This window comes from Arthrobacter sp. S39 (assembly GCF_004320525.1).
GTDB lineage: Bacteria > Actinomycetota > Actinomycetes > Actinomycetales > Micrococcaceae > Arthrobacter.
In genome coordinates this window covers 17,769-39,198 of record NZ_SIHX01000009.1, presented here as the reverse complement: position 1 = coordinate 39,198, position 21,430 = coordinate 17,769, and the positions used below count along the sequence as shown (strand labels likewise).

Annotated in this window: 18 protein-coding genes; 9 read left to right on the top strand and 9 right to left on the bottom strand. The window is 66.3% G+C overall.

The window, feature by feature from the left end:
* Positions 1-6: 6 nt before the first annotated feature.
* Positions 7-1,059, top strand: a complete 1,053-nt coding sequence (locus EYS21_RS17165; RefSeq protein WP_131134455.1) for an ABC transporter permease subunit — start codon at positions 7-9, stop codon at positions 1,057-1,059.
* Entirely contained in the window at positions 1,056-1,970 is a 915-nt protein-coding gene (locus tag EYS21_RS17160; protein WP_242633474.1) for a carbohydrate ABC transporter permease, read from the top strand. The genes EYS21_RS17165 and EYS21_RS17160 overlap by 4 nt, the downstream gene beginning before the upstream one ends.
* A gap of 29 nt (positions 1,971-1,999) precedes the next feature.
* Here EYS21_RS17160 and EYS21_RS17155 read toward each other — a convergent pair whose 3' ends face one another.
* A complete protein-coding gene (locus EYS21_RS17155) occupies positions 2,000-3,055 on the bottom strand; it encodes a LacI family DNA-binding transcriptional regulator (protein WP_131134454.1) in 1,056 nt (351 codons plus the stop codon).
* Between the two features lie 25 nt (positions 3,056-3,080).
* Between EYS21_RS17155 and EYS21_RS17150 the strand changes: the two genes are divergently transcribed.
* The 3 genes from EYS21_RS17150 (at position 3,081) to EYS21_RS17140 (ending at position 8,403) form a co-directional block, all read left to right on the top strand.
* Positions 3,081-5,141, top strand: a complete 2,061-nt coding sequence (locus EYS21_RS17150) for a beta-galactosidase (protein ID WP_131134453.1) — start codon at positions 3,081-3,083, stop codon at positions 5,139-5,141.
* Complete coding sequence (yicI, locus tag EYS21_RS17145; protein ID WP_131134452.1) at positions 5,138-7,315, top strand: alpha-xylosidase; 2,178 nt, start codon at positions 5,138-5,140, stop codon at positions 7,313-7,315. Before EYS21_RS17150 ends, yicI begins: the two co-directional genes overlap by 4 nt.
* Before the next feature lie 176 nt (positions 7,316-7,491).
* Positions 7,492-8,403 (top strand): hypothetical protein, encoded by a 912-nt coding sequence (locus EYS21_RS17140; protein WP_131134451.1) that lies wholly within the window; start codon positions 7,492-7,494, stop codon positions 8,401-8,403.
* A gap of 77 nt (positions 8,404-8,480) precedes the next feature.
* On the opposite strand, the gene EYS21_RS17135 is transcribed toward EYS21_RS17140, so the two are convergent.
* Entirely contained in the window at positions 8,481-9,122 is a 642-nt protein-coding gene (locus tag EYS21_RS17135; protein ID WP_131134450.1) for an NAD(P)-binding domain-containing protein, read from the bottom strand.
* Between the two features lie 74 nt (positions 9,123-9,196).
* A complete protein-coding gene (locus EYS21_RS17130) occupies positions 9,197-9,454 on the bottom strand; it encodes a hypothetical protein (RefSeq protein WP_131134449.1) in 258 nt (85 codons plus the stop codon).
* A gap of 474 nt (positions 9,455-9,928) precedes the next feature.
* Between EYS21_RS17130 and EYS21_RS17125 the strand changes: the two genes are divergently transcribed.
* Positions 9,929-11,926 (top strand): rhamnogalacturonan lyase, encoded by a 1,998-nt coding sequence (locus EYS21_RS17125; RefSeq protein WP_131134448.1) that lies wholly within the window; start codon positions 9,929-9,931, stop codon positions 11,924-11,926.
* A gap of 126 nt (positions 11,927-12,052) precedes the next feature.
* On the opposite strand, the gene EYS21_RS17120 is transcribed toward EYS21_RS17125, so the two are convergent.
* The 4 genes from EYS21_RS17120 to EYS21_RS23460 form a co-directional block, all read right to left on the bottom strand.
* Entirely contained in the window at positions 12,053-12,742 is a 690-nt protein-coding gene (locus EYS21_RS17120; RefSeq protein WP_131134447.1) for an SRPBCC family protein, read from the bottom strand.
* A 118-nt stretch (positions 12,743-12,860) separates the two neighbouring features.
* A complete protein-coding gene (locus EYS21_RS17115; RefSeq protein WP_131134446.1) occupies positions 12,861-13,766 on the bottom strand; it encodes an SRPBCC family protein in 906 nt (301 codons plus the stop codon).
* Between the two features lie 114 nt (positions 13,767-13,880).
* Positions 13,881-16,514 (bottom strand): Tat pathway signal sequence domain protein, encoded by a 2,634-nt coding sequence (locus tag EYS21_RS17110; RefSeq protein ID WP_131134445.1) that lies wholly within the window; start codon positions 16,512-16,514, stop codon positions 13,881-13,883.
* Between the two features lie 211 nt (positions 16,515-16,725).
* Entirely contained in the window at positions 16,726-16,869 is a 144-nt protein-coding gene (locus EYS21_RS23460; protein WP_165478345.1) for a hypothetical protein, read from the bottom strand.
* A 219-nt stretch (positions 16,870-17,088) separates the two neighbouring features.
* Between EYS21_RS23460 and EYS21_RS17105 the strand changes: the two genes are divergently transcribed.
* Positions 17,089-17,700, top strand: a complete 612-nt coding sequence (locus tag EYS21_RS17105; RefSeq protein WP_131134444.1) for an NADPH-dependent FMN reductase — start codon at positions 17,089-17,091, stop codon at positions 17,698-17,700.
* 129 nt (positions 17,701-17,829) lie between these two features.
* Here the strand turns inward: EYS21_RS17105 and EYS21_RS17100 are convergent, their stop codons facing one another.
* Together EYS21_RS17100 and EYS21_RS17095 are read right to left on the bottom strand one after the other, a co-directional pair.
* On the bottom strand, positions 17,830-18,303 hold the full coding sequence (locus EYS21_RS17100; RefSeq protein ID WP_131134443.1) for an ATP-binding protein: 474 nt from the start codon (positions 18,301-18,303) through the stop codon (positions 17,830-17,832).
* Between the two features lie 130 nt (positions 18,304-18,433).
* A complete protein-coding gene (locus EYS21_RS17095; protein WP_242633473.1) occupies positions 18,434-19,618 on the bottom strand; it encodes a GDSL-type esterase/lipase family protein in 1,185 nt (394 codons plus the stop codon).
* A gap of 514 nt (positions 19,619-20,132) precedes the next feature.
* On the opposite strand from EYS21_RS17095, the gene EYS21_RS17090 reads away from it, so the two are divergent.
* The gene (locus EYS21_RS17090) at positions 20,133-21,182 is read left to right on the top strand and encodes a glycosyltransferase family 2 protein (RefSeq protein WP_131134442.1); all 1,050 of its coding nucleotides are present in this window, start codon (positions 20,133-20,135) and stop codon (positions 21,180-21,182) included.
* Between the two features lie 5 nt (positions 21,183-21,187).
* Positions 21,188-21,352, top strand: coding sequence for a hypothetical protein (locus EYS21_RS23455; RefSeq protein ID WP_165478344.1), 165 nt, complete (start codon positions 21,188-21,190; stop codon positions 21,350-21,352).
* The last annotated feature ends 78 nt before the right edge of the window (positions 21,353-21,430 follow it).

The following is a 21,430-nucleotide window of genomic DNA, read 5'->3' as shown; positions in this document are numbered from 1 at the left end:
GCGAACATGACCACCGGAACTGAGCGCAGGGACTCCGCCCCGGCGCCAACGAATCCCGACGCCGGGACCTCCTCACGGAGCGCAACACCGGCAACGCGTCCGGCGTCGAAAAATCATCAGGCGTCCGGCGGAGGCGGCAGCGTCCGCCAGCGGGCCAGCCTGAAGGTCCGGTTCAACCGCGACCGTTCGCTGGTATTCATGGCCCTTCCTGCGGTGATTCTGCTGGGCGTTTTCGCCTACCTGCCCATGCTGGGCAACATGGTGGCCTTCCAGGACTACTCGCCCTACGTGGGCATCCCGGACAGCCCCTGGGTGGGCATGGAGAACTTCAGCAGGGTGATCGCCGATCCGGAGTTCTGGCTCGCCGTCAAGAACACACTGGTGATCACCGCGTTCCAGCTGGTGTTCTTCTTCCCCATTCCCATCGCCCTGGCCATGCTGCTGAACTCGCTGGTCAACCCCCGGCTGCGGGCAGGAATCCAGGCCGTCGTCTACTTGCCGCACTTCTTTTCCTGGGTGCTGGTGGTGTCCGTCTTCCAGCAGATCTTTGGCGGCGCCGGCCTGCTCAACCAGTCGCTGCGCGCCAACGGCTGGCAGGCCGTGGACGTGATGACCAATCCGGACACCTTCCTGTTCCTCATCACGTCCCAGGCCATCTGGAAGGACGCCGGCTGGGGCATCATCGTTTTCCTTGCGGCACTGAGCGCAATCGACCCCGCCCAGTACGAGGCGGCGGCGGTGGACGGTGCCGGCCGCTGGAAGCGGATGTGGCACGTGACCCTCCCCGGGCTGCGCAGTGTCATTGTGCTGCTGCTGATCCTGCGCCTGGGCGACTCGCTGACAGTGGGTTTCGAGCAGATGATCCTGCAGCGTGACGCCGTGGGTGCGGACGCCTCCGAGGTCCTGGACACGTTTGTCTACTACACGGGCGTGCAGAACGGCGACTGGAGCTACGCGGCTGCGGCCGGACTGATTAAGGGCCTGGTCAGCCTGGCGCTGATCCTGGCGGCGAACAAGGTGGCCCACATATTCGGCGAAAGCGGAGTGTATTCCAAATGAGCGCAACAACAACCAAACCGCGGCTCCGGCCGGAACGGCCGGCCTGGTACGAAGAACCCGGGCGTATGGCGAAGACGGTCAAGGTGGTGGTGCTCGCCGCCGTCGTCCTTGCTGTCCTGGGGCCGCTGTACACGATCGTGCTGACCAGCATCTCCTCGCAGGCCACCATCACCCGTGCCGGCGGGCTGGTGCTGATTCCCGGCGAGATCACGCTGGCCGCGTACCAGCAGATCCTCAGTGGCGGCGTGGTCACTCGGGCCGTCCTGGTATCCGTGGGCGTGACCGCCACCGGCACGCTGCTGAGCATGGTGGTGTCCGTGCTCTGCGCGTACGGGCTGTCGCGGCCGGGCTCATTCGCCCACACGCCCATCCTCTTCACCCTGCTGATCACCATGTTCTTCAGCGCGGGCATCATTCCGGCCTACCTGCTGGTGTCCAGCCTGGGCCTGATCAACACCTACTGGGCGCTGATTTTGCCCAGCTGCATCTCGGTGTTCAACATCATCATCCTGCGCGGGTTCTTTATGGGGATTGACCGGGGCATCCTGGACAGCGCCCGGATCGACGGTGCCAGTGAATGGCGCACGCTGACCCAGATCGTGCTGCCCATGTCCAAGGCCGTGACGGCCGTGATCGCCCTGTTCTACGGCGTGGGCTACTGGAACGCGTTCTTCAACGCTGTCCTCTACATCAACGACAGCGCCATGAACCCGCTCCAGGTGGTGCTGCGGTCCTATGTGCTGCAGGGCGTGTCGGTGCCCGGGCAGATCGACGTCGGCGACGGCGCCGCGGCTTCCCCCGCGCTGCAGATGGCCGTGATCGTCCTGGCCATGGTGCCGATCCTGTTGGTGTACCCGTTTGTGCAGAAGCACTTCACCAAGGGCGTGATGATCGGAGCGGTGAAGGGATGACCGGCGTGCCGTTACCGCTTGGCGTGCTGCTACCCGTTGGCGGCGGGACGTCCGACGGCGGCGCGGGCAGGGGCGGTGGTCTCGCCGTCCGTCAGTGTGGGCGCGATGAGCCGCAGCTCGGCCGGCTTGTCCAGGCTAAGCCGGTCCATCACCATCTCCACGGCCGCCCGGCCGATGTCCATGGCGGGAATGGAGACGGCGGTCCAGGGGTGGGCGGTGGCCATGGCAACGTCCGCCGGGGCAATCACGGCCACCGAGACGTCCTCCGGGATGGCCAGGCCGCGGACGGCCAGGTTCTCCCGCAGCATCGGCAGCAGGCCTTCATTGTGGACCAGCAGCGCCGTGATGGGCTCCGGCCCGGAGAGCACCTTGTCCAGGGCCTTCGCCAGGTCCGGGGAGTTCGCCTCACAGGACACGGACACCTGGGCGATGCTGTCCGCGGCGCAGGCATCCTGGAATCCCTTCAGGGCCCGGTCCGCGTAGGTGGCGTGCCGGCGCAGGGACGCCGGCGGGGAGCCGATGAACGCGACGCCGCGATGGCCGAGCCCGGCCAGGTGCCGGACGGCGGTCCGGGACGCGGCGGCGAAGTCGAAGTCCACGCAGCTCAGGCCGCGCGGATCATCCGGCATCCCGATCAGCACCGCCGGTTTCTGCAGCTTCGCCAGCACAGGGATGCGGGGATCGCGGGCCTCGATGTCCATCATGAGCAGCCCGTCCACCATGGACTGGGACGTCACGCGTTCGATGCTGCCGGCGTCGTCCTGGGTCAGCAGCAGGACATCCTGGTTGAACGTCCGGGCCGTGGTGACAACTGCCGTGACGAACTGCATCACCACACCGACGTTCACGTCCGCGCGCAGGGGCACCACCAGCCCCAGCACGTTGGACCGGCTCGAGGCCAGCGCCCGGGCGCTGGATCGCGGGCTGTAGTTCAGCCGCCGCATGGCCGCTTCGACAATTTCGCGGGTTTCCTTCGATATGGTCCGCTTCCCGCTCATCACGTAGGACACGGTGCTGGTGGAAACTCCGGCCTCGCGGGCCACGTCATTGATGGTCGCCGCTGTTGAAGGCCTTCGATTGTCCATACCTCCCATTTAACCAAGGATTTCCATGTATTCCAGCAGCCACAGCCTGACCAGCCTGACGGATCGTTCCGGGCTCCTTTTCGGCGCCGACTACAACCCCGAGCAGTGGCCTGCCGAAACCTGGCCGGAGGACATCCGGCTCATGCAGGAAGCCGGCATCAACCTGGTCACCGTGGGCGTCTTCAGCTGGGCCCTGCTGGAGCCCCGGGAAGGTGCCCGGAACTTCGGCTGGCTGGACCAGGTCCTGGACCTCCTGCACCGGGGCGGGATCCGGGTGTGCCTGGCCACGCCCACCGCGTCGCCGCCGGCCTGGCTGGGGCACGAATACCCCGAAACGCTGCCGGTTGACGCGGACGGCCGCACGCTTTGGTACGGCTCCCGCAACCAGTTCAACCCGTCGTCGGCCAAGTACCGGCAGGCCGCCGCGGCCATCACGGAGTCGCTGGCCAGGCGGTACGCGGGCCACCCCGCCGTGGCGATGTGGCACGTGGGCAACGAGCTGGGACAGGTCAGCTACGACGACGAAACCGCGCTCGCCTTCCGCGGCTGGCTGACCCGGCGCTACACCACTCTGGACGGGCTCAACCGTGCCTGGGGCACGTCCTTCTGGAGCCAGCGGTATGGCAGCTGGGACGAGATCATGCCGCCGCGGAAGGCTCCTTATCTCATCAACCCGAGCCAGGCCCTGGACTTCCAGCGCTTCACCTCCGACCAGCTGCTTTCCCTCTACCGTGCGGAACGGGACATCATCCGCCGCTACGACACCGCCAGCCCGGTCACCACCAACCTGATGGGCTTCTTCCGCGGGGCCGACTACTTCGCCTTCGCTCGGGAAACGGACGTCGTGGCGAACGACTGGTACACCGACCCGGCCGACCCGGACTCGCACCGGTTCGGCTCGCTGACCCACGACCTCTGCCGCGGACTCTCCGGCGGCACCCCGTGGCTTCTCATCGAGTCCGCGACCTCGGGGGTGAACTGGCGGGAGCACAACGTGCCCAAGCAGCCCGGGGAACTCCGGATCGACGCCTTCTCGGCGATCGCGCGCGGCGCGGACGGCGTCTGCTTCTTCCAGTTCCGCCAGTCCCGTTTCGGCGCCGAACGCTTCCACTCCGCCGTGGTGCCGCTGGCCGGCGAACACACGCGGGTTTTCCGCGAGGTGGCGGACCTGGGCAAGGACCTGCAGACGCTTCGGGAACTGGCCGGCACCCCGTGCGCCGCCACTATCGCGGTCCTCTTCGACTGGGACAGCTGGTGGGCCGCCGAATCACCGGACACCCCCACCAACCGGCTTCAGGTCCTGGACCAGCTGCAGGCGTATTGCGCGCCGCTGCACAGGAGCGGCCTTGCCGTCGAAGTGGTCCACCCCTCCGCGGACCTGGGCCGGTTTGACCTGGTCCTGGCACCGGGCCTGTTCCTGCTGTCCAAGGAGCACGCGGACGGGCTGGGCGCGTACGTCCGCGGCGGCGGCCACCTGGTGGTGGGCCCCTTCAGCGCAGTGGCGGACAGCAACGGCCACCTCGCACCCGGCCGCTTCCCCGGGGTGCTCGCGGACCTGCTGGGGGTCGACGGCGAAGAGTGGGTTCCACTCGCCTCCCCGGTGGGCCTCGTCTTCGGGGAAGCACCGGCCGGGCAGGCGCGGATCTGGGCGGAAGACCTGGCACTGAACTCCGGCACGGCGGAGGTGGTGGCCCACTTTGTCGGGGGCAGGCTGGAAGGCCGTCCCGCCGTCGTACGCAACCGCTCCGGGGCTGGGCACTCCTGGTATGTGGGCGCAGACCTTCCCCCGGAGGCACTGGAACAGGTCGTGGCGGACGCGCTGGAGTCGGCGGGAATCCCTTATCCCCTTGCCGCGCCGCTGCCGGACCACGTGGAGGCGGCCAGCCGCGGCGGCCACCTGTTCCTGCTCAACCACTCCGGCGAACCGCAGCAGGTACAGCTGGGCTGGGCGTCGGTGGACCTGCTCACCGGCGAAGCCAATGGTGAACGGCTGACCCTGCCACCCTTCGGTGCGCTGGTGCTCAAGGAACCGGTGCCCACAGAACTTTCCAACTTGAAGAACGACCGAAACAGAGGAACGGCATGAAATTCACGGACGGCTACTGGCTCCACAAAAAGGGCCTCTCCGCCCTTCACCCGCGGGACGTTTCCGATGTGGAATCCACCGGGGACAGGCTCACGGTCTACGCGCCCACGCAGAAGATCAGGTCCCGCGGCGACGCGCTGAACTGCCCGCAGTTGACCATCAGTTTCGAGTCGCCGCTGCCGGATGTCATCGGCGTGACCATCGAGCATTTCCAAGGCGGAGTGCGGAAGGGCCCGCACTTCGGGCTGAAGGAGGGCAGCGCGGACGTCAGCATCACGGACGACGGCGGCACGGCCTCGTTCACGTCCGGCGGCCTCACCGCACGCATCAGCACAACGGGCGACTGGAACGTGGACTTTCTGGGGGACGGCAAACTGCTGACCAGCTCGGTGCCGCGGAGCATCGGCTTCATCACAGACGGGGACGGCCGGCATTTTGTCCACGAACAGCTGACGCTCGGCGTGGGGACCAACGTGTACGGACTGGGGGAGCGGTTTGGCCCGCTGGTGAAGAACGGGCAGTCCATCGACATCTGGAACGAGGACGGCGGCACCTCCAGCGACCTCGCCTACAAGAACGTGCCGTTCTTCATCACCAACGCGGGCTACGGCGTGTTTGTGAACCACCCGGAGCGGGTGTCGTATGAGATCGGCTCCGAGGCGGTGTCCCGCACGCAGTTCAGCGTGGAGGGCCAGCGGCTCCAGTACTTCGTGATCCACGGGCCCACCCCCAAGGACATCCTGCGCCGTTACACCGAACTGACGGGCCGGCCCGCCCGGGTTCCGGCGTGGTCGTACGGGTTGTGGCTGTCCACGTCCTTCACCACGGACTACGACGAGAAGACCGTGATGTCCTTCATCGACGGCATGGCCGAGCGCAAGCTTCCGCTGTCCGTGTTCCACTTCGACTGCCACTGGATGCGGGCGTTCCACTGGAGCGACTTCGTCTGGGATCCGGCCACGTTCCCGGACCCGGAGGGGATGCTTCGGCGCCTGCACGATCGCGGCCTGAAGGTGTGCGTCTGGATCAATCCGTACATCGCCCAGCGCTCGCACCTCTTCCGTGAAGGCGAAGAGCTGGGCTTCCTGGTCAAGCGGGCGGACGGTTCGGTGTGGCAGTGGGACATGTGGCAGGCCGGCATGGGGCTGGTGGACTTCACCAACCCCGACGCCGTGTCCTGGTACCAGGACAAGCTGCGCATCCTGCTGAACCAGGGCGTGGACTCCTTCAAGACAGACTTCGGCGAGCGGATCCCCACGGACGTGGCATGGCACGACGGGTCCGATCCGCAGAAGATGCACAACTACTACGCGCAGCTCTACAACCGGACAGTGTTCGACCTGCTCACCAAGGAGCTCGGCGAGGGCCAGGCCGTGCTGTTTGCCCGCTCCGCCACCGCCGGCGGGCAGCAGCTCCCGGTCCACTGGGGCGGGGACTGCGAGTCCACGTTCTCCGCGATGTCCGAATCCCTCCGCGGCGGCCTGTCCCTTGCATCCTCCGGCTTCGCCTTCTGGAGCCACGACATCGGCGGCTTCGAGGGGACGCCGGATCCGGAGCTGTTCAAACGGTGGATCGCGTTCGGGCTGCTGTCCTCGCACTCCCGGCTGCACGGCTCCAACTCCTACCGCGTGCCGTGGCTGGTGGACGACGAATCCACCGACGTGCTCCGGCACTTCACCGGGCTGAAGATGCGGCTCATGCCGTACCTGCTGGCCTCGGCCGAGGACGCGCACCAGACCGGTTCGCCCTTGATGCGGCCCATGTTCCTCGAGTTCCCGGAGGACCCCGCCTGCGCGTATCTGGACCGGCAGTACATGCTCGGACCGGAGCTGCTGGTGGCTCCGGTGATGGGCGCTGGCGGGTCGGTGGACTTCTACCTTCCGGCCGGAACCTGGACCCACCTGGAAAGCGGCGAGCAGCTGGCCGGACCGCGATGGCACCGCAAGGAATTCTCGGTGCTGGAAGCCGCCCTCTACGTCCGGCAGGGTGCGGTCCTGCCGTTGGGAACCGTGACGGACCGGCCCGAGTACGACTGGGCCACGGACATGGTGTTCCATGCCTTCGCCGCCGGGGAAGGGCAGCAGAGGACGGTTGCAGTTCCCACGCCCGACGGCGGTTTTGCCCGGTTCGAGGTGACGGTGTCAGGCGGGCAGGCGGTCGCCGTCGCGCTCTGAAAACGGGGTGCCCGGGCCGCCGTTTGCGCCGTGGCCCGGGCGCCGTTCTGCGTGTTTCAGGTGCCTCTGGTCAGCGCACCGGGCGGTGCTTAAACTGGCAGGACCATCGTGCGGAGCCTCCCGCCAGTAGCTGCCGCCTGTTGCCCCGCGCGGACCAGTCCAATTGAGGAAGCATCATGCGCCGAACCGTACAACGCCGTACCGCCATCGCGTTTTTCGCTCTCATGGCACTGCTCGTCCCGTGCCTTCCAGCGGCCGCCGTGCCGCCGTCGGGCACTGTTGTCCTCGACGGTGCCAACTCTGCCGAGGGGATCGCCGCCGGCAGGGGAACCACTTTCTACGCCGGTGAGCTGGCCACCGGCGACATCTTCCAGGGCGACATCCGCACGGGAACCGCGGCGCAGATTATTGAGGCTCCTGCTGGCAGGATGGCCGTGGGCATGAAGTTCGATCCCGGGACCAACCTGCTGTTCGTGGCAGGCGGCGGCACCGGGAAGGCCTATGTCTACAACACCGCGACGGGGCAGCCTGTCGCTGAGCGGACGTTGGCTCCTGGCTTCATCAACGACGTCGCGCTGACGCCGCAGGGTGCCTGGTTCACGAACTCCGCCGCGGGCGAGCTCTACTTCGTTCCGGTGACACTTGGCGGCGGGGTTGGTGCTGTGCAGACTCTTCCGCTAAGTGGGCCCGCGGCCGATACGAGCAGCCAATTCAACCTCAACGGCATTGCGTCGGCCAAGGGCGGACGGGTGCTCTTTGTCGCCCACTCCGGTAACGGCGAGATCTACACGGTCAACCCCGATACCGGCGCCAGTGCCCTTGTGGAGGGCGTGAGCGTTCCAAACGTTGACGGCATCGTGGTCCAGGGCCAGCGGCTCTGGGCTGTCCAAAACTTCTCCAACCAGATCAGCCGGATAGATCTCTCCAACAACTTCTCGTCGGGTGTCGTAGAGGATGTCATCACGAGTCCTCTGTTCAACATCCCGGCCACTGCCGCCCTTTTCGGCAACACCCTCGCAGCGGTCAACGCACAGTTCATGAATCCGGACACCGACTACGAGGTGGTCCTGGTCCCGGCCCGCCTGTAGGTCCTCAACCCCACTGACCGGCAGCAGACGTCGTCAAAAGCCGATTTCGGGACGTCTGCTGCCAGCCAGATTCGGGGTTAGATGGTGCGCTGCGCGTTGGCCAGGTTTTCCTTCAGCTCGGCCTCGTTCTGCCGGATCACGTAGGCCGGGCGGTCCCGCTCCACGCGCCAGCTCTCGTCCAGCAGCCCGATGTTGACGGTATCGAAGCCGAACTCGTCGTACAGCCGGGCCACCAGCTCCGCGGCTTCGGGGTAGTCGCTGGCCGTGGCGAGGGCGCGGCGGTTTTCGGTTCCGGTCGGGGTGCCGTCGGTGGTGATTTCGCTGGCCATGATGTGATTGAAGCCCTTGGCCACCTTGGACTCTGGCAGGTGTTCCTGCAGCAGGCCGGAGGTGGTGGCGTCGCCGTTATCCAGGGCGGGGATGCGCCCGTCCCGTTCCCAGTAGTAGTTGTTGGTGTCGATGACCACCTTGCCGGCAAGCGGCTTCACGGGAATGTCCCGGTAGTTCTTGAGCGGCACGGTGACGACGGCGAAATCGCCTGCCGCCGCTGCCTCGGCCGAGGTGGCGGCCCGGGCTCTCGGGCCCAGTTCCGTTACCAGCTCCGTGAGGGTCTCCGGTCCGCGTGAGTTGCTGATGACCACGTCATAGCCGAGCTCCACCGCCTTCCGTGCAACCTGGCTTCCAATGTGTCCTGCACCGATGATTCCAATTGTTGTCATGTCCGGGCCAACAGCCGTGCCACCGAAGATATTTCAGGCCTTCGGCGGGAATAATCCGGCGATATCCTGAAACCTCAGACGAGGTCCGGGGCGCTGGAAATGATGTAATCCGCGGCGGCAGGCCCGGTCATGTTCAGGTTGTTGTGCTCGGCAGCAATCCCATGCTTTTTCAGCGCCTTCCACAGGGACGCCGGCTCCTCAGGTTCCACGTTGTTGATCAGGCACCAGCTTGTGTAGAGGCCGTAGAGCCCATCTCGCCCCAGTCCCGTTCCCGAGTCCCGCTGCGGCGTCACGGATTCAGCCAGGAAACGGTCAAAATGGGTGGCAGGCACGGTTGCTCACTTTCAGCGTTTGCGCGGGCGCCGGACTGCTTCAGCGCTGGAGTCCGCCGGCGGGACGGGCCGTTCCTTGACGCTAGGGCAGCCCTGGCCGCGCTGTCCAGTCATGTCAGCCGGAATTGTGGAATGTATGTGGACCGCAGTCAGCCGGCCATGGGCTGGAGCACCCCGGCGGCGGCCAGCCGTGCAGCGAAACCCGGCGCGGCGGCGTCGAGCCCTGACACGACCAAAACTCGCCCGGATGCGCTGGACGCCCTAACGAAACGGAACAATTTCTCCCACTTTGAACCGTGGAGGCCTTGACCGATCTTGTCATGTCCTGATAAACCTAAGGGCGGAAAGCGCTTTCTAACCCCACGCCGGATGTCCGGAAATCCCGGAGGGCCCCGACCGGCATTGAAATGAAACGTTACAAAAACGCATTGTGCGGCAAACTCAGCTGCCGCCAGCATCAAAGGAGATGTTCTTTTGGCATACCCCGTGAAATGTTCCCCTCACACCAAACCCCGGAAGGCCGCGCCCTTGGCAGCCGCGGCAACCCTGGCGGCAGCGGCCCTGGCTTTCACCGGCCTCCCGCTGGCCCAGGCGGCCCCGACTCTCCCGCCCCTGCCCGAACAATCGGGCCTGAATGTGCAGAAACGCCAGGTCGAAAGCCTGGACCGTGCCCCGGTGGCAGTCCTCACGGACCAGGGCGTCACTCTCGGCTGGCGGATGCTGGGCCTGGACCCGGACAGTATCGGCTTCCACGTAATCCGCGACGGCGTCCAGCTCACTGTGGATCCTGTCCGCAACAGCACGACGTTCGTCGACCCCTCCGGAACGGCAAACTCGAAGTATGTCATCCGGGCAGTGGGCAACGGTGCTGGGCTGGACCAGGTCGTCACGGAGGAATTCACGCCACTGGCCCAGAACTACCTCGCCATCAAACTGGACAAGCCCGCGGACGGAGTCACCCCCGCGGGGCAGGCCTACACCTACACCGCGAACGACGCCAGCGTGGCGGACCTGGACGGTGACGGCAAATACGAGATCATCCAGCTGTGGAACCCCTCCAACGCCAAGGACAACTCGCAGTCCGGCTACACCGGCAACGTGTACGTGGACGCCTACAGGATGGACGGCACCAAGCTGTGGCGGATCGACCTCGGCCGCAACATCCGTGCCGGCGCGCACTACACGCAGGTGCTGGCCTACGACTTCGACGGCGACGGCAAGGCTGAAGTGTCGTTGAAGACGGCGGACGGCACCACAGATGCCGCCGGCACGGTCATCGGCGACCCGGCAGCGGATTACCGGAACAGTGCGGGCTACGTGCTCTCCGGACCCGAGTTCCTCACCGTCTTCAAAGGCGAGACCGGCACCATCATGGACACCGTCGCGTACGACCCGCCGCGCGGCTCGGTGGCCGCCTGGGGTGACAGCTACGGCAACCGCGTGGACCGTTTCCTCGCCGGCGTGGCCTACCTCGACGGCGAACACCCCTCCATGATGTTCAGCCGCGGCTACTACACCCGCACCGTCCTGGTCACCTATGACCTCGTGGGCGGCAAGCTGGTGCAGCGCTGGAAGTTCGATTCCGACGTCGCCGGCGCCGAATACAAGGGCCAGGGCAACCACAACCTGTCCGTGGCCGACGTCGACCAGGACGGCAAGGATGAGTTCGTCTTCGGCTCCATGACCATCGACGACAACGGCACGCCCCTGTACAACACCAAGCTCGGCCACGGCGATGCCATCCACACGTCCGACCTGGATCCGTCCCGGCCCGGACTGGAAACCTTCGCCGTGCACGAAAGCATGAGCCAGAGCGGCAACCGCGGAGCCACCTTCCGCGACGCCGCCACCGGCGAAGTCCTCTGGAGCATTCCGGCCATCAAGGACACGGGCCGCGGAGCGGCGGGCGACATCGATCCGCGGTACGCCGGGGCCGAAGGCTGGGCTGTGGGCGGCGACGCCTCCTGGAACTCCCCGCGCGGACAGCTGATGTCCGCCAAGGGCGAGCTGATCGCCGAGAAGATCCCGGCGGCCAACTTCCTGGCCTGGTGGGACGGCGACCTGCTGCGCGAGATCGTGGACCACGACTACGACGCCACCACGTCTGTGGGCGTTCCCACCGTCTCGAAATGGAACTGGGAGACGGAAGCCAGCGACAGGCTCCTGACCGCCACGGGGGCCAGGACCAACAACACCACCAAGGGCAACCCGTCCCTGCAGGCTGACCTGCTCGGTGACTGGCGCGAGGAGCTTGCCTTCCCGTCTTCGGACAGCACGGAACTGCGGATCTACACCACCACCTCACCCACCGAGGTGCGGCTCCGCACGCTGATGCATGACCCGATGTACCGGACCGGAGTGGCCCGCGAGAATGTGGCGTACAACCAGCCGCCGCACCCGAACTTCTTCATCGGCGAAGGCATGGAAACCCCGGCCATGCCCGCCGTCACGTACGTCGGCGCCGGCAACTAACGCCTAAGCCCGGCAGCAAGAACGGTCCTGCCCCGCACGAACGGTGCGGGGCAGGACCGTCTATGCGGGCCCGGGCCGTCGATGCAACGCCCGACGGCGGGTGGAGGCTTGCGCGCTAAGGCCTGGTCAGCGCGGGCCCAGGTTGCCGCCCATCGGCGGGATATAGCCCTCGTTGCGGCCCTCCTGGTTTTTACGTTCGGCTGCACTGTAGTTCTCGCCCTCGGCGGTTCCGCCCGACTCGCCCTCGCTGTCCACCAGGCCGTTGGTCTGGTCAAACGGGTGCTCGAACCTGTTGAATCCAGGTCCTTCCGCGCGGGCCTCACCTGTGACCGGTTCCTCAGCGGCAGGAGCTCCGGCCGCAGTTCCGGGGACCGACTTCCGCCAGGCGCCGGTGGCATGGCCTTCATGTTCAATGAACTCCTTGAACTTCTTCAGGTCATGCTCCGCCTGCCGGGCCACCACGTGCAGCAGGTCGCCGACCTTCTCCACCATGCCCTCTGGCTGGTATTCCAAGGTGAGCGCCAGCTCGGTCTTGTTCCCGCCGGCGTCAGAGAAGTCCACGGTGCCGGAGTTGGTGGCGCCTTCGGTGGACGCCCACGCCACTCTTTGGTCCGGGACCTGTTCGACGATCCTGGCTTCCCAGTGCCGGTGGACCCCGGCAATGCGCGCCACCCACTTCAGCCGGTCATCGCTCAGTTGGGTCACACTTTCCACGCCACCCATAAAATGCGGGAAGTCCTCGAACTGGGTCCACTGGTTGTACGCAGTACTCACCGGTACATCGACAACAATCCGTTTCTCCACTTTCGTGCTCACAACGTCTCCTTCGACTGGAACCGAATCTGATGAAGTGCCGTCCGTCCATCAGTAGGCTTACCATACCGCCGTCGGGAGGCGCCGAGCCAGAGTCAGGGATTGCCCCGTTAATGTTCCGTCAGTGCTGGCCGAGGCCTCCGCCGACCGGCGGAAGGCCGCCCGGGCGGTTGTCGTCTTCGCGGCGTTCGCCGGCGCTGTATTGCTCGCCTTCGGCGGTTTCGTCCGACTCGCCCTCGGTGTCCACCAGTCCGTTGTTCTGATCGAACGCATGTCCGATCCTGTCGTCACCGAGATCGGCCAGCGAGCCTCCTGACGCATCCGCCGCCGTCGTGCCCGTTGAAACCGGTTCTGCCGGTATGGGTGTCACAGTGACGGGCTCGACCGGGACAGCGTCCGGTGCGGTGACGTCGCGGGTCTCATCTTTGTTCGTGCCCGCGCCCATGGCCGCAGCTGCGCCTGCAGCCGCGGCGACGCCCGCCGCTGCCGCCATCTTGCCGGAGAAGCCCGCCTTGCCGGAATCGCCCCGGGACGCAGCGGCGTCCTCAACGCCCGGCGTGCCGACGGGCGCGTCTTCGTTGACAGACCCGCGCCAGGTGCCGCTTGCGTAGCCTTCGGCCTCAACGAATTCCTTGAACCTCTTCAGGTCGGCTTCTGCCTGGCGGTCTACGACGTGGAGCTTGTCGCCCACCTTCTCGATAAAACCTTCGGGATCGTACTCCAGGGTCAGCTGGAGCGAAGTCTGGCCGCCGCCCACGTCCTCGAATTCCACGGCGCCGGCGTTGGTGGCTCCCTCCGTGGCAGCCCACGCAACCCGGCGGTCCGGGACCTGTTCAAGGATTGTGGCAGTCCACTGCCGGCGGACGCCCGCAATCTCGGCCACCCATTCCAGACGGTCATCGCTGAGCTGCTTGACACTCTTGACGCCGCCCATGAAGTGGGGGAACTCTTCGAACTGGGTCCACTGGTTGTAGGCCGTGCTCACCGGTACGTTCACCAGAATGCGCTTTTCCACTTTCGTGCTCACAACGTCTCCTTCGATTGGAACCGATGCTGACGAACATCCACAATTCATCAGCATGCTTACCATACCGTCCGGGGCGGCCCACGGCCAGAGCCTTAACAGCTCGGGGTGCGTCGCTCAGCGGGGGAGGTGGTCGCCGATCAGCGCCAGGTTCTGGATCACCGCCAGGCCGAACTGGGACGCGTCGTTCGTGGACACGGTCGGGGCTTCATCCACCGGGAGCAGCACGTGCGGCGGCTCGATGGTGCGCAGCGTGAAGGCCGCCTCGTGGTTCAGATGCTCGCCGCCCTCGGCAAAGCTCTCCCAGGCGCGGGCCGCTAAGTCAGCGTCACCGAGCCGGGCGGCGGCATATGCGCTGAGCCTGCTGTGGGCCTGCGTGAGGTAGATCCCCGGCAGCGGCTGGCCCACGGCGTCGGTCTGTTCCTCCTCCGTGGCCAGGAACAGCCGGCAGTACTGCAGCCATGCGGCCTCGAAGCCCTTGTCCGGGACGAGATCCACCAGCTCGCTGCAGATTTCCACCAGGCCGAACACCGCCGAAAGGTGCGAGACCTGGATCCGTTCCCGCCCGGCGTCGAACCTTCCCTTGTCCAGGTCGTACAGAGCCTCGCCCGTGAGGAAGCCGTACTTCAGGGCGCCGATGTCCGCCATGGTGCCCAGCAGCCGGTCGCGGGAGCGCGGATTTCCGGTGCGTTCCCAGTCCGTCAGCCAGGTGGCCGCCAGCGAGCCCCAGTCAGTACCCAGCCCCACGCCCAGGGCGTTCCGGTCCGGCCGGTAGGTGTCGGCGTCGGGCCTGACTTTGCGGACCGGGTCCAGGCCCAGGAAGTTCTGGTCGCTGTCCACCAGTTCGGTCAGCAGGTCCCCGGTCCGCTCGTCCGCCGTCAGGTAGTAGTAGAACCGGCGGTAGGCGGGGGTGCTGATGCGCAGCTGCTTGGCGCTGCAGCCCCAGTGCTGGACGTTGTGGCGGGAACCCAGGCCCTTCCAGGGACCCACGTGGTAGACGTCCACCTCGCCGGTGTGCCGCGTCATGGCCTCGGCAAACCGGAAGATGTCCGCCCGGCCGGAGCGCAGGTACGAATACCAGAGCCACAGGTCGGGGGAAAGCTCGGAGTTGTCCCAGGCGTAACCGCCCACGTCATACCGCCACACATGCCGGTCGAAGTCGTAGGTGTGCATCACGTCGCCGTAGTTCCAGAAGCCATACCAGCGGCGCTGCTCCACCTGGCCGGCGTAGAAGTCGAAGAGGAAATCCAGCCGGTCCTCGAGTTCGGCCCGCGCCGGGGAGCTGCGGTCCACCGGAGCCCAGTCGCCGAACACCCGTGCCGAGTGGAGGTACTCCGGGCAAGCCTGCAGCAGGGCGGGTGTGGACGCCGAACGCGCATCGGCGGCGAGGCTTTCCGTGGCCGGCGTGGAACCGTAGGCGAACAGAGTTAACTCATGTGTGCGGGCAATGCCCGTAGGGTTGCCGAACCCGGGCTCGTAGTCCTCGTAGGTGATCTCCAGGCCTTCGAGCTGCTCCTCGAACGTGTCCTGGCCCAGGCCGTCGTGGTAGAACCGCAGGTCCATGGGCTGGGCTTCCGGCGAGTAGAGCCACGCCGTCAGGGAAGCCTCATCGGTGGCGGCATCCCGGATGTCCAGCTGCCCCGGGTGCGACTGCCAGAAGTCGCGGATGCCCACGCCCAGCCCGCCGCGGGTATCGCTCAGGGAACAGAATCCGGCCGCCCGGGTCCCGCCGGAGATGCCCACCCAGGCGTGGTCCGCCGCGGTGCGTTTGCGCAGTTCAAAGCCGTCGGCATTCAGCTGGCTCAGCGTGTAGTCGTTCCAGGCAGGGATGAGGTGCAGGCGGCGGGAAACCTCGTCATTCCATTCCGCCAGGGGAGGGGTGGGTTCGCCGGCCAGCTGCGCCCGGCGGACCTCCTCGCCCGGGTCCCGGCGGAGCCCGGTCAGCCCGCGCACGGCTTCGGCCAGGAAGCCGCCGTCCGCGCCCGCGATCCGAATGTGCCGGTCGTGCAGCCCGCTTTCGAGGGGCACGGTGAAGCGCACGCCCAGCCCGGCCAGGAAATCCTGTTCGGCGTCCCCGTCCCAGATAAAGGAGTGGACCATCCGCACGCTGCGCGCGCCCGCGTAGAAGTAGAACCGGACCACAAAGGGCAGCCAGTTCCGCTTACCGCTCGTCGGTGAGTCCGGCCGGTGGGCTCCTTCCAGCCGTACCACCGCGCGGACAGGTCCGCTTTGTTCAAGCACGACGGCGGCCACCTCGCCGGTGAAGGCCTCCCGGCGGACAGTGCCGGCGCCGTCCTCGATGCCGTCCTGGAGCAGGCTGACCAGGCGGCCGTCGCGGGCCACAGTGGTGCCGTTCCGGGAGAGGGTGGTGAACAGCGTGGAACCGCTGCGGCTGATGACCATCTCCAGCGCGCCCGTGGACACTTTGACGCTGTCGGCGTCCTCCGTGGCCGTCACCCCCGGCGGGATGTCCGCAGCGGGTGCCGCGCCGCCGTCGGACGTCACCTGGTACTCAAGGGAAGAGGCATCCGTGGCCGGCAGGGCGATGCCCGCCCATTTCAGTGAGCCGTCCGGCCAGGTGGCCAGTGGCCAGGCTTGGCTGGCCACCCGTCGCCCGGCGGAGTCACGGACGGCGAGGGCATCCGTGCCGGCCACCGTTCCGCGGGCGAACGGCATGCCCCAGGTGGTTCCGCCGCTGAGTTCCGAAGGTGCGTCGCCGTCGATCCACCTGACAGTGGTGTTTACAGTCATCGTGTCCAATTCCGCTGTGAACCGCTGCCGGGCACGCGCCTGTGGCCGGCGCGGGAAAGCGGTTTCTTGTATCGATTCAACCTAGCCGGGTTGAACACGCTACCGCAAGACCCGCCCCGGAGTTTTGTCCACGTATCGCGAAATGGGAGGGCCCGAACTTGCGATAAGCGGACAAAAACTCCGGCGGTGGGCGGAGTTGGTGATGGGGTCCCTACGCGCCGGCCTCGGGCTCGGTGTCCGCGCCCTCGGCGGGCTCCTGGGAATGCATCCGGATGTCCGTGGGGTCCGCCAATTCGTCCCCTTCGGCCGGTGCTTCACTGTGGATGCGCTGCGCCGCTACCAATTTGTCGTTCATGTCTGCTGCTCCTGTGCTGCCGTTTTCCTGCTGTGGATCCGCCCTTATTCATCATTCAGCGCCTGCCCGGACGGGCTGTCAAGAACCTTCCGGAGGCTCTGGCCGCGGTGGCTGTTCTGTGCTGGACTGGGGGACGCGCTGTGCTTTCAGAACGTGCTTGACCCACCGCAGCACCGTCGGCCAGCCGGTTCCCGCCGGCTGTTAGGAAGGATGTTTGTTATGGCAACCCACAAGATCGGCTACTTCGTTGGCAGCCTGGCCCGCGGCTCCATCAACCGCACGCTCGCAAAGGCACTGGTCAGCCTGGCGCCGGCGGACCTGGAGTTCACCGAAATCCCCATCAAGGACCTGCCTCTCTACAGCTACGATTACGACGCCGATTTCCCGCCGGCCGGATGGGCGCTGAAGGAAGCGGTGGAGGCCTCGGACGGCATCCTTTTTGTGTCCCCCGAATACAACCGTTCCATCCCCGGTGCCCTGAAGAACGCCATCGACTGGGGGTCGCGGCCGTGGGGGACCAACTCGTTCGCGCGCAAGCCCACCGGCATCATCGGCGCCTCGCCCGGCAGTATCGGGACGGCGGTGATGCAGTCCTCCATGCGTAGTGTGCTGAGCTTCCTTGATGCTCCGCAGCTCAACGCGCCGGAGGCCTACGTCAAGTACAACCCTGCGGCGTTCGGTGAGGACGGCGAGGTTACAGACGACGCCACGGCCAAGTTCCTGCGCCACTACATGGAGGAGTACTGCGCGTTCGTCCAGCGGGTCACGGCGGCCAACGCGCCCGGCCACATCGGCGATCTCGAACCTGACGCCGAGAAGCTGTCGCGGTAGTCCGCGGTTTCGCGGGTGCCCCGGCCGGGGCGCTGAGCCTGTGCCACACGGCACACCAGGCGGGAGCCGGTTCGACGCCGGGACGGGTACGGAAGTCCGCCGCCCCCCAAAGCGCGGCGGGCTTCCGTGCTAGTCCAGTGGCAGGGTGACCGTCACGCAGGTGCCGCGGCCCGGGCTTGAGCAGATGTCCACGGAGCCGCCGGCCTCGTGGACTGCCACCGACATCAGCCGCAGGCCATAGCCGTGGTGCCGGCCGCTGATGGCGAGTTGGCTGTCAAAGCCCGCGCCGTCGTCGGACACCACCAGGCGGATGCCATGGTCCACGGCGGCGAGCTGGACCGTGAGCGCGGACGCGTCCGAGTACTTGAGGGCGTTGCTCAGCGCTTCGCGGGCCGCCTGGTACAGCAGGGACGCGCAGTCCGCCGGGATCTCGATGCCCCAGTGCGGAGTATCCCAGCGGACTGCCGTCCCTTGCTGACGGAGGGGCGCGGTGAGCCGGTCGATGCAGCCGGCGAGCCCCAGGGTGTGGAAGTCGAGCGGATGCTGGTCTGTGATCACGCCTCCCACGGCCGTGACCTCATCCAGAGCTGATTCGTTCCCCATGACTCTTCCTGCTTCCCCTGCAGATGGTGGTCTGATGCTTATAGCGTGGACCGTCAACTGCAGGGGATCCGAAGGGATGCCTCAAGATAGGCTCAAATTTCGCGGAAGATTCGGGGCCTTTCCGCCGGGGTCAGAGGCCTTGGCGGCCCAGATCTTCTGCCACCAGCCGGGCCAGTTCGCCCGCGCCGGCACGGTTGGGATGCAGCGTGTCGCCCGTCATAAAGAGCGCCAGGGTGGCTTCCGGGCCTATTTCGGTGAAGTAGGCGGACGCCAGGACGTTCAGGTCCACCAGGGGCACGTTCTCCTCGCCGGCCAGGGCCACGGTGGAGTTCCGGTACCAGCGGTTCACCGAGATGTGCACGCCGTCCACGAAGTCCGTGGCACGGCCCTGCGGCGTGACGAGCACGGGCGTGGCGCCGGTGGCCGCGACCTGCCGGACCATGTCCCGCATGATCTCCTTGAACTCGGCCTCCGTGGTTGCGTTCTTGGCGGCGGTGTCGTTGATGCCCATCTCCAGCAGGAAGAGATCCCCGGGCTTGATGTACTGCAGGATGGCTTCCAGCTGGCCGTCGTTGCGGAAGCCGCGCGCGATCTGCCCGCCGGTGGCCATGTTACGGACGTCGAAGACTTCCGGATCCACGTACTGGGGCAGCATTTGGCCCCAGCCGCCCTGGACGCTGGACTCGAGCGGGTAGTAGCTGGCCACGGTGGAGTCCCCGCCCACCCAGATCGTGGGGTCCATCGCGGGATCGCGGTCCACCTTCTCGATCTCCAGGGCACTGAGGGTGAAGGCGGTGCCAACCTTCCCTTCGGTCACCAGCAGGTTCAGCTGCCCGTCGGTCACGGGAATCTCGAAGGAGTCCCTGGCACCGTTGCCGGTGAGGTTCATGGCCTGGAAGACGCCTTCGGCGGCGATGCTCGCCCGTGCGGTGTCGCCCAGGGTGACAGACACCTTGTACAGGCCCTCCTTCAGGTCCACGTTGAAGGTGTTGGGGCTCTTGGTGCCGAACTGCAGGAAGCGCACGGCGTCGCTGGCCACGCCGCTGCCGGAGGTGCCCACGTTGGCCATGTTCTCCGGCGTGTTGAAGCCGTACCGGGTTTCCGGGCTGTAAGCGTCGGCAGCACTCACGCCGATGAAGCCGTCCTCCACCGGCCCGCTGCCGAAATCGAAGCGGTAGCTGCTGGGCTCGGCGTTGGCGGCGGGTGCAGCCAGGCTCACCCCCGCGCAGCTCACCAGCACGGCGGCTGCCAGGCCGGCGGCCAGAGTCCTGGGGTGTTTGCGGGACGTCCTGGGTGACATGGGACTGCCGATCACGTTCATCTCCTTTGATGACGCGTGGAACTGTGGCCACGGCGTCGTGGTTTGTATCGTTTCAAAAACGCGGCGCAGTAAAGGTTGTGTTTTTGGCGGGGTGCGCGGCCCCGAGTGGGTAGGTCCGGCCGCGTTACAACATTTGTAACAGGGCGCAACTGGTGCGGTCAAGCACTTTTGGTAGTTTTCTGTGCGCTTTTGATGCGCAATGTTGTGGTTTGGGGTGGAGTGCGACGGCGGTGTGGCACCTCAGCGCGCCCTGCGGCATCTCAGCGGCAGGCTGATTGAGGCCGGGCTGAGTTGAGTTCATCTTTACGAAAGCTTGTGCCTTCGCTGCCAGTTCTCTGCCGATGGATTGAGTTGCCGCTGGAAGGCTCAAAGGAAATAAGAATTCGATGACTATTCCTGTGGGGACCATTTAGTTAATGCGCGCTGCGTCACAATTCCATGTAATTATTCACGCGTTGGGCCGGAATTTTCAGGCATCCGCTGCGGCTGCCTCCGCACCTGCGTTCCTGTGATCACGGTCCTAATTCCCGCGCATAATGAGGCCGCGGGCATTGGCGAAACCCTGATGTCGCTGAAATCGCAGAGCCGCCGGCCGGACCGGGTGATTGTGGTGGCCGACAATTGCACCGACACCACCGAAGAAATCGCCCGCTCGGAGGGCGCGGAAGTCCTCCGGACCGAGGGCAATTCCGACAAGAAGGCCGGCGCCCTGAACTTCGCCCTCAGCGGTCTCCTGCCTGACGCCGAGCCGGAGGACATGATCCTCATCCAGGACGCTGACTCCCAGCTGTCCCACGACTTCATCGAGCGGGCCGTTGCCCACCTCCAGCGCGATTCCCGGCTCGGCGCCGTCGGCGGTGTTTTCCGCGGCGGCCACGGCGGCGGGTTTGTGGGGCACCTGCAGCGCAACGAATACGCCAGATATGCCCGCGACGTGAAGCGGCTCAAGGGCAAGTGCCTGGTGGTGACGGGCACCGCGGCGCTGTTCCGGGCCCGGACGCTGCGCGACGTCATCGCGGCCAGGCTGGACGGGTCGCTGCCGCCCGGTAATGGCCGCGGCGGGGTCTATGACACCTCCGTCCTGACCGAGGACAACGAGCTGTCGTTTGCCCTGCTGACCTTGCGGTACCGGATCAAATCGCCGCCGGACTGCACGCTGGTGACGGAGGTGATGCCCACCTGGCGCGAACTGTGGGCGCAGCGGCTCCGTTGGAAGCGCGGGGCGGTGGAGAACTGCGTGCAGTATGGCTGGACCCGCGTCACCCGTCCGTACTGGGGCCGGCAGGTGCTGGCGATGGTGGGTGTCCTGGTGACGCTCGCCTACTTCGGCACGGTGGCGTTTGCACTGGGCACGGGGGCCGGGCTGAATATTCAGCCGTTCTGGCTGGCCGTGACCGGTGTCTTCGTGATCGAACGTGTGGTCACGGTGCGGTTGCGGGGATGGAGATACATGCTCGCCGCCGCCACCATGTACGAGCTGGTGATTGACCTGTTTCTGCAGGTGGTCCATGGCAAGGCGTACCTGGACGCAGCCCTCAACAAGAAGAAAGCCTGGTAACAACTATGTATGACAATCCAGCAGCTCCGGCCGCGGCCGGAATTGGTTCCGGAACCCTCGCCATGACCGGTGCGGGTGACCTGTTCTGGCTGGCCCTTGCCGCCTTCGCGCTCCTGGCGCTGGGCCTTGCCGTCAAGCGGATCGTTCCGGTCCGGGGCGACAAGTCCTAAGCGGCGCTGCCGCCAAAGCTGATCGGAGTACAGTGCAGGGCGCCGGGGGATCCGGACGCCCTGCACCTGTGTTCGGGT

What these genes read in the sequence shown, in the direction of transcription:
- EYS21_RS17160 (WP_242633474.1), top strand. Translation starts at nt 1,056, where the DNA reads ATGAGCGCAACAACAACCAAACCGCGGCTCCGGCCGGAACGGCCGGCC.
- EYS21_RS17110 (WP_131134445.1), bottom strand. Translation starts at nt 16,514, where the DNA reads ATGACTGTAAACACCACTGTCAGGTGGATCGACGGCGACGCACCTTCG.
- EYS21_RS23455 (WP_165478344.1), top strand. Translation starts at nt 21,188, where the DNA reads ATGTATGACAATCCAGCAGCTCCGGCCGCGGCCGGAATTGGTTCCGGA.
- EYS21_RS17140 (WP_131134451.1), top strand. Translation starts at nt 7,492, where the DNA reads ATGCGCCGAACCGTACAACGCCGTACCGCCATCGCGTTTTTCGCTCTC.
- EYS21_RS17155 (WP_131134454.1), bottom strand. Translation starts at nt 3,055, where the DNA reads ATGGACAATCGAAGGCCTTCAACAGCGGCGACCATCAATGACGTGGCC.
- EYS21_RS17105 (WP_131134444.1), top strand. Translation starts at nt 17,089, where the DNA reads ATGGCAACCCACAAGATCGGCTACTTCGTTGGCAGCCTGGCCCGCGGC.
- EYS21_RS17100 (WP_131134443.1), bottom strand. Translation starts at nt 18,303, where the DNA reads ATGGGGAACGAATCAGCTCTGGATGAGGTCACGGCCGTGGGAGGCGTG.
- EYS21_RS17165 (WP_131134455.1), top strand. Translation starts at nt 7, where the DNA reads ATGACCACCGGAACTGAGCGCAGGGACTCCGCCCCGGCGCCAACGAAT.
- EYS21_RS23460 (WP_165478345.1), bottom strand. Translation starts at nt 16,869, where the DNA reads ATGAACGACAAATTGGTAGCGGCGCAGCGCATCCACAGTGAAGCACCG.
- EYS21_RS17135 (WP_131134450.1), bottom strand. Translation starts at nt 9,122, where the DNA reads ATGACAACAATTGGAATCATCGGTGCAGGACACATTGGAAGCCAGGTT.
- EYS21_RS17150 (WP_131134453.1), top strand. Translation starts at nt 3,081, where the DNA reads ATGTATTCCAGCAGCCACAGCCTGACCAGCCTGACGGATCGTTCCGGG.
- yicI (WP_131134452.1), top strand. Translation starts at nt 5,138, where the DNA reads ATGAAATTCACGGACGGCTACTGGCTCCACAAAAAGGGCCTCTCCGCC.